Genomic DNA, 6,426 nt, shown 5'->3' with positions numbered 1-6,426 from the left:
GGAGATCATGGTCAAGGCTTTCTGGATGGTGGGCCTGGGCGAGGAGGACGTGAAGTCCAAGTTCCCCGCCATGTACAACGCCTTCACCTACGGCGCGCCGCCTCACGCGGGCATTGCCCCGGGCATCGACCGGATGGTCATGCTGCTGGCGGGCGAGGACTCCATTCGGGAGATCATCCCCTTCCCCATGAACAAAAATGCTCAAGACGTGATGATGAGCGCCCCCAGCGAGGTGACCCAGGCGCAGCTGGACGAGCTGCACATTACCCTGGTGAAACCGGAGAAATAAACGGAAAGCGAGGAGGGCCAAGGCCCTCCTCGCCTGTTTTACGCGTCCAGCATCCTCCGGATGATATCCTGGACCTCCTCCAAATTCTCATTGCAAAGCGCCGGCAGGAAATCCGCCAGCTTCTCCGGGGAAAAGTCCCACCAGCGAAGCCGGAGGAGCAGATCAATCAGCTCCTGAGAAAAACGCTTTTTAATAAACCGGGCGGGGTTCCCCCCCACGACGGCGTAGGGCTCCACATCCCTGGCAACCACGGAGTAAGCGGCCACAATGGCCCCGTCCCCGATGGTCACGCCGGGCATCACCACGCACTCCCGGCCCAGCCACACGTCGTTTCCCACCGCCGTGTCCCCCTTAAAGGGAAGCTGGGAGAGATGGGGCGGCGTGCGCTCCGTCCAGAGGCCGCCGAAGACGTTGAAGGGATAGGTGCTGACGCTGGAAAGGCGGTGGTTGGCGCTGCCCATAATGAACCTCACACCGCTGGCAATGGAGCAGAATTTTCCAATGACCAAATGGTCCCCAAACTCCGGCCAGTTAAAGAGGACGTTGTTCCGCTCAAAGGCCGTGGGGTCCACAGGATCGTCATAATAGGTGTAATCCCCCACGGTGATATTGGGGGCGGTGATTACATTTTTCAAAAAGCAGGACGTGCCGTACTCGTTGGGGAATACCGCGTCCGGGCTGGGGATGTTGTTCATAAAAACCTCCTTATATTATCCGTTCATCACCTCCAGACAGAGTTTCCATGCCGTGGCTACGGCCCTCTTTTTTCGGATTCCGTTCATTTCCGGTCATCCTCTCGGGTCATTTTTTATGGACATTTTCTATGGTAACACAGGTGGTTCCCTGTTTGCAAGGGGATTTTTGACGTGGAAAACCGTATCCCCCTTGACATCCCATAGAAAACATGATACAGTGACATTCATATCAAAGGCCACAAAGGGGAGAAGCCTCCCCCATCCCGGCAAAGAGAGAGGGCGGACGGTGCAAGCCCTTCCGGGAGGGAGACCGCTTGGCGCCCCTTTTTACGCCGCGGGGAGGCAATGCCCCGCCGGTCTCCCGCCGTTACCGGGCAGAGTGTCCCCCGCCTTGGGGGGAATTCAGGTGGAACCGCGGACTGGTCAATGTTCGCCCTGAGCTTCGGCTCGGGGCATTTTATTTTTAAGGAGAGAATCAGTATGGACAACAAGCAGAAGACCATGGAGAAAATCGTCGCCCTCTGCAAGGGCCGGGGCTTCGTCTTCCCCGGCAGCGAAATCTACGGCGGCCTCGCCAACAGCTGGGACTACGGTCCCTTAGGCGTGGAGCTCAAGAATAACGTGAAGCGGGCCTGGTGGAAAAAGTTCGTCCAGGAGAACCCCTATAACGTGGGACTGGACGCCGCCATCCTCATGAATCCCCAGGTCTGGGTGGCCTCCGGCCACGTCTCCACTTTCAACGATCCCCTTATTGACTGCAAGGCCTGCAAAATGCGGCACCGGGCCGACAAGCTGGTGGAGGGTTTCGTCCAGGAGAACGGTCTGGACGTCAACGTGGAGGCCATGACCCAGGAGGACCTGGTGGCCTTCATCCGGGAGAAGAACGTCCCCTGCCCCGGCTGCGGCAAAAACGACTTTACCGACATTCGGAAGTTCAACCTGATGTTCAAAACCCATCAGGGCGTCACCGAGGACACCGCCAACGAGGTCTATCTCCGGCCCGAGACCGCCCAGGGCATTTTCGTCAACTTCCCCGCCATCCAGCGAACCACCAGAAGGAAACTCCCCTTCGGCGTCTGCCAGGTGGGCAAGAGCTTCCGCAATGAGATTACCCCGGGCAACTTCATCTTCCGCATCCGGGAGTTTGAGCAGATGGAGCTGGAGTTCTTCTGCAAGCCCGACACGGACCTGGAGTGGTTCCAGTACTGGCGGACCTATTGCCACGACTGGCTGATTGGCCTGAATATCAAGGAGGAGAACCTCCGCCTCCGGGACCACGAGCCCGAGGAGCTGGCCTTCTACTCCAAGGCCACCACGGACTTCGAGTATCTCTTCCCCTTCGGCTGGGGCGAGCTCTGGGGCGTGGCGGACCGCACGGACTATGACCTGAGCCAGCACCAGAAGCACTCCGGTCAGGATCTGACCTACTTCGACCAGGAGAAGAACGAGCATTACGTCCCCTATGTCATCGAACCCTCTCTGGGCGCGGACCGGATGACCCTGGCCCTGCTGGTGGAGGCCTATGACGAGGAAGTGGTGGACGAGGCCAAGAACGACGTCCGCACCGTCATGCGCTTCCATCCCGCCATCGCCCCCTTCAAGGTTGCCGTCCTGCCCCTTTCCAAGAAGCTCAGCGCCAAGGCCCAGGAGATTCAGCAGCTGCTCTCCAAGGACTGGATGGTGGACTTTGACGAAACCGGGTCCATCGGCAAGCGCTACCGCCGGGAGGACGAGATCGGCACCCCCTACTGCGTCACCGTGGACTTTGACACCGTGGGCGACGCGGACAAGGCCGGGGACAACTGCGTCACCGTCCGGGAGCGGGACTCCATGGCGCAGGTCCGGATTCCCATTGACCAGCTGAAGGCCTATCTCACCGAGAAGCTGGCCTACTGATCCCTCTGGAAACGGTTCACGGGGCCGTGGGGACCCCCACGGCCCTGGGGTTTTAAAGCAATGAAAAAACAGTCTCGATTGAACATCAAGAAACCACCCATCGGTCCCGTCTGGCTCCGGTGGTGCCTCTTCACCGCCGCCTCGGCGTGCATGGGGCTGGCTATCACCGCCGCCATACAGTGGATTGCCATCGGGACCCTGCCCGGCATTTTGGAGTGGGCCCGGGACTATCCTGCCCATCTGCTGATGACCGCCCTGCTCTGGACCGTGCCGGTGTATATTCTGGGAACGGCGGTGGGGCGGCTCTGGATCGCCGCGCTCCCCGTGGGGGCGGCGGGGCTGATTCTGGCCCTGGTGGACTACTTCAAAAACGCCATCAACGGAACGCCCCTGGAACTGGCGGACTTTGGCCTCGCCAAGCAGGCGGGAAACGTGGCGGGACTGGCCGGGGACCTGACGCCGCCGGAGGATTTCTATCTCGCAAGTCTGGCGCTGCTGCTCTGTGTGGTCATGCTGTTTCTCACCCGGCGGCTCACCGCGCTGGAGGGAACCGTCCGAGGCCGGTCCTGCCTCTTCTCCCTGACGCTGGCGGGAATCCTTCTCACCGGCGCGGGTGCCCGAGGCATAGGCGGCTGGCTGGGAGTGGACTTCTACACCCGGATGCCCCCCGCCGAAAACCACAGCCTCCACGGTCTCACCCTCAGCCTTTGGAGGGACGCCTTCCCCCAGCCGAAAACGCCTCCGAAGGGCTATGACCAGGACTACATGCTGGAGGTACTGAACCGCATCGACCAGCTTCTGGGACCTCAGACCGAAGAGGAACCAGAAGTCCGGCCCAACATCCTCTTCATCCTCTCCGAGTCCTTCTTCGACCTTGGCCGTCTGCCGGTACTCCAGTACGGCGGGGACCCCCTGGCCAATTTCCACGCCCTGGAGGCGGAAAGCGTCAGCGGAACCTTCCACAGCCACTACCTGGGCTACGGCACCGGCTATCTGGAAATTCCCCTGCTCTACGGCCTCAACAGTCTGGACCTGCCTCCGGGGACCAACATCTGTTTCCAGGACCCGGCAGTCTACCAGCGCTTTGACGCCCTGGCGGAACAATACACGAAATCCGGTGATTACACCGCCGAAATGCTCCACGCCTATGACAACACATTGTATAACCGCGTCGAGAACTATCCCCTGCTCGGATTCAACCAATTGTATTTTTCCGACGATATTCAACAAATGGGAATTGAACGGGAGGACGGGGCCTACGGCGGGTTCTACATGCGGGACGGCTACTTTTTCCAGGGGATGCTGGAGCGGATGCAGGCGGTGAATAAAACGGGGAAGCGGGCGTTTCTCTTCGGCATCACCATGGAGAACCACCAGCCCTTTGAGCCCCAGAAATTCAACTACGCCTGTCAGATTCCCCTGAACGCCCCCGACTTCACCCCCGCCCAGCGGGACATCATTCGGGTCATGCTGGAGGGCATCACCCGGGCGGACCAGGCCCTGGGGGAACTGACGGAGGCCCTGCGGGAAAGTGAGGAACCCACCATCGTGGTCTTCTTCGGGGACCACCGGCCCAACCTCTTCATGCCCGGCGGGGACACGGTGTATACGCTCCTGGGTCTCTGCCCGGAGAACGACACCACCAACTGGATGCCGGACCAGATCAACGACCTTTACTCTACGGACTATCTCATCTGGGCCAACGACGCCGCCCTGCTCCAGGGCCGGGCAGGAACCCGGCGGGAAAGCAGCATCACCGCCCTGGGTCCCCAGCTGCTGGAGCTGACGGGGGAGCCCATGTCCCGGTATTGGGCGCTGCTGGAGAAGGTCAGCCAGGTATGCCTGACCCAGACGGATCTCTATTTTGTGGATGGCCAGGGAACTCCCAGCTTCACCCGGGAAGAGGCGGGGCTGAGTCCCGAGGCCCTGGAGCTTCTGGAGCTCCGGGACGCGGTGGTGTACGACGCCGTGTATGGGAAACGGTATATCACGGAGCAGATGAACGTTTCTCCGGGAACGTAACCATGCAAAGAAAGCGGGCGGCTGGCAGCCGCCCGTTTCTTCGTTTAAAAGAACATCCCCATAAACCCGTCGGGCCGCTCCTGGGCCTGATTCCATATCTCGTAAAACAAGGACGGGGAAATCTCCCGGGCAGTAAAATCCCCCTCCTCCATTTGAAGGTCCCGCAGGTCCTCCGGAAAGGGTTCCGGCGCGAGAGCGCCCTCGTTTCCCCGCTCTCCGCCGTAGGAAAAGGTGACTCCGTTCCGGTAGAATTCCACCCGGCGAATCTCCCGGCGCGCTCCATCCAGCTCGGAATATATCTGATAAGGCTCGTCGTCCAGTTCGTGGTCCCACTCCGCCAATACGTATTTCAAACCTCGCTCACCTCCCGAAGAACGCCGTGATCGCCTCACTTCCCGCCTGGACGCTTCCCTGTGCAAAGCCGCTCCGGCCTCCGCCCCGTCCCCGGAGAGACTGGTTCAGCTCCTTCACCAGGGGGGAGATGTCCGCCCCATCGGAACGAACCAGGGCGTACCCCCACTTCTCCCCCTCTCCGGAGAACACCGCCGCCAGACCTCCGCAGGATTTTCCCACGGCGTCCGCCAAACGGCGGAGGCTGTCCGGCCGCATGGGGGGCTGGAACAGCAGCACGTCTCCCTTTCCCGCCTGCTCCGCCGCCAGAGCGGCAAAGGCGGTCTGCTCCAGGGAGGCGATCCGCTCCTTGGCGGCGCTCAGCTCCGCCGTCAGGCGCTCTGCCGCCGCCAGGGTCTCCAAAGGCTTCACGCTGAGGCGCTGGCCCAGAGCCCGGGTCTGGTCGTAAACCCCGCCAAGATAGCGCAGCGCCCGGGCTCCGCAGAGAATCTCCATGCGGACCCCCTCCCGGAACTTCTGGCAGGAGAGCACCTTGATAAGGCCCACCTGCCCCGCCCGGACCACGTGGGTGCCGCAGCAGGCGCAGCGGTCCGCCCCCGGAAATTCCACAATGCGGACCTGTCCGGTGAGCTCCTTCTTGCTCCGGTACTCCAGGGCCGCCAGGGCCTCCGGCGGGGGATAGGTGATCTCGGTCTCCCGGTCCGCCCAGACCGCCTCGTTGGCCAGACGCTCCGCCTCCAGGGCCTGTTCCCAGGTGATTTCTGCGTTGTAGTCGATGGTGACGGTCTCCGCCCCCAGGTGAAAGCCCACGTTGTCACAATGGTACAGGCGGCAGAGAATGCCGCTGATGATGTGCTCGCCGGAGTGCTGCTGCATATGGTCAAAGCGCCGGTTCCAGTCCACGGCGCCGGAAACGGCGGCTCCGGTTTCCACAGGGGCAGCGCAGGTGTGGATAACCTCGCCGTCCTTCTCGTGGACGTCCGTCACGGCAATCTCCCCGGCGGCGGTCTTCAGTACGCCATGATCCGCCGGCTGGCCTCCCCCCTCGGGATAGAAGGCCGTCCGGTCCAGAGTCACCTTCCAAACGTCCCCGGCGGTCTCGCAGCGGAGGACCGAGGCGGAGAACTCCCGAAGGAAGGAGTCCTGGTAGTAGAGCTTTTGTGTCATTTTATG

General features: G+C 61.5%; 6 protein-coding genes. 3 read left to right on the top strand and 3 right to left on the bottom strand.

Going from position 1 to position 6,426, the window contains the following annotated elements; all coding sequences use genetic code 11:
* Window positions 1–289 (top strand): amino acid--tRNA ligase-related protein (locus QZ329_RS09635; protein WP_295751737.1); only part of this gene is annotated, 289 nt, incomplete at its 5' end.
* 38 nt (window positions 290–327) lie between these two features.
* Here the strand turns inward: QZ329_RS09635 and QZ329_RS09630 are convergent.
* Window positions 328–984 carry a CatB-related O-acetyltransferase gene (locus QZ329_RS09630; protein WP_295751734.1) on the bottom strand — a complete coding sequence of 219 codons (657 nt, stop codon included), beginning with the start codon at window positions 982–984 and terminating at the stop codon, window positions 328–330.
* Window positions 985–1,464: 480 nt separating this feature from the next.
* On the opposite strand from QZ329_RS09630, the gene QZ329_RS09625 reads away from it, so the two are divergent.
* Together QZ329_RS09625 and QZ329_RS09620 are read left to right on the top strand one after the other, a co-directional pair.
* A complete protein-coding gene (locus QZ329_RS09625; protein WP_295751731.1) occupies window positions 1,465–2,880 on the top strand; it encodes a glycine--tRNA ligase in 1,416 nt (471 codons plus the stop codon).
* 60 nt (window positions 2,881–2,940) lie between these two features.
* Window positions 2,941–4,902, top strand: a complete 1,962-nt coding sequence (locus QZ329_RS09620; protein ID WP_295751728.1) for an LTA synthase family protein — start codon at window positions 2,941–2,943, stop codon at window positions 4,900–4,902.
* A gap of 44 nt (window positions 4,903–4,946) precedes the next feature.
* Here the strand turns inward: QZ329_RS09620 and QZ329_RS09615 are convergent, their stop codons facing one another.
* Both QZ329_RS09615 and QZ329_RS09610 read right to left on the bottom strand, forming a co-directional pair.
* Window positions 4,947–5,255 carry a hypothetical protein gene (locus QZ329_RS09615; protein WP_295751726.1) on the bottom strand — a complete coding sequence of 103 codons (309 nt, stop codon included), beginning with the start codon at window positions 5,253–5,255 and terminating at the stop codon, window positions 4,947–4,949.
* Between the two features lie 7 nt (window positions 5,256–5,262).
* Window positions 5,263–6,420, bottom strand: a complete 1,158-nt coding sequence (locus QZ329_RS09610; protein ID WP_295751723.1) for an alanyl-tRNA editing protein — start codon at window positions 6,418–6,420, stop codon at window positions 5,263–5,265.
* Between the last annotated feature and the right edge of the window lie 6 nt (window positions 6,421–6,426).

Source organism: uncultured Oscillibacter sp., assembly GCF_910579365.1.
Classification (GTDB): domain Bacteria; phylum Bacillota; class Clostridia; order Oscillospirales; family Oscillospiraceae; genus Oscillibacter.
Note: the sequence above shows the minus strand (reverse complement) of the source record. Positions and strands in the feature narration are given on the sequence as shown.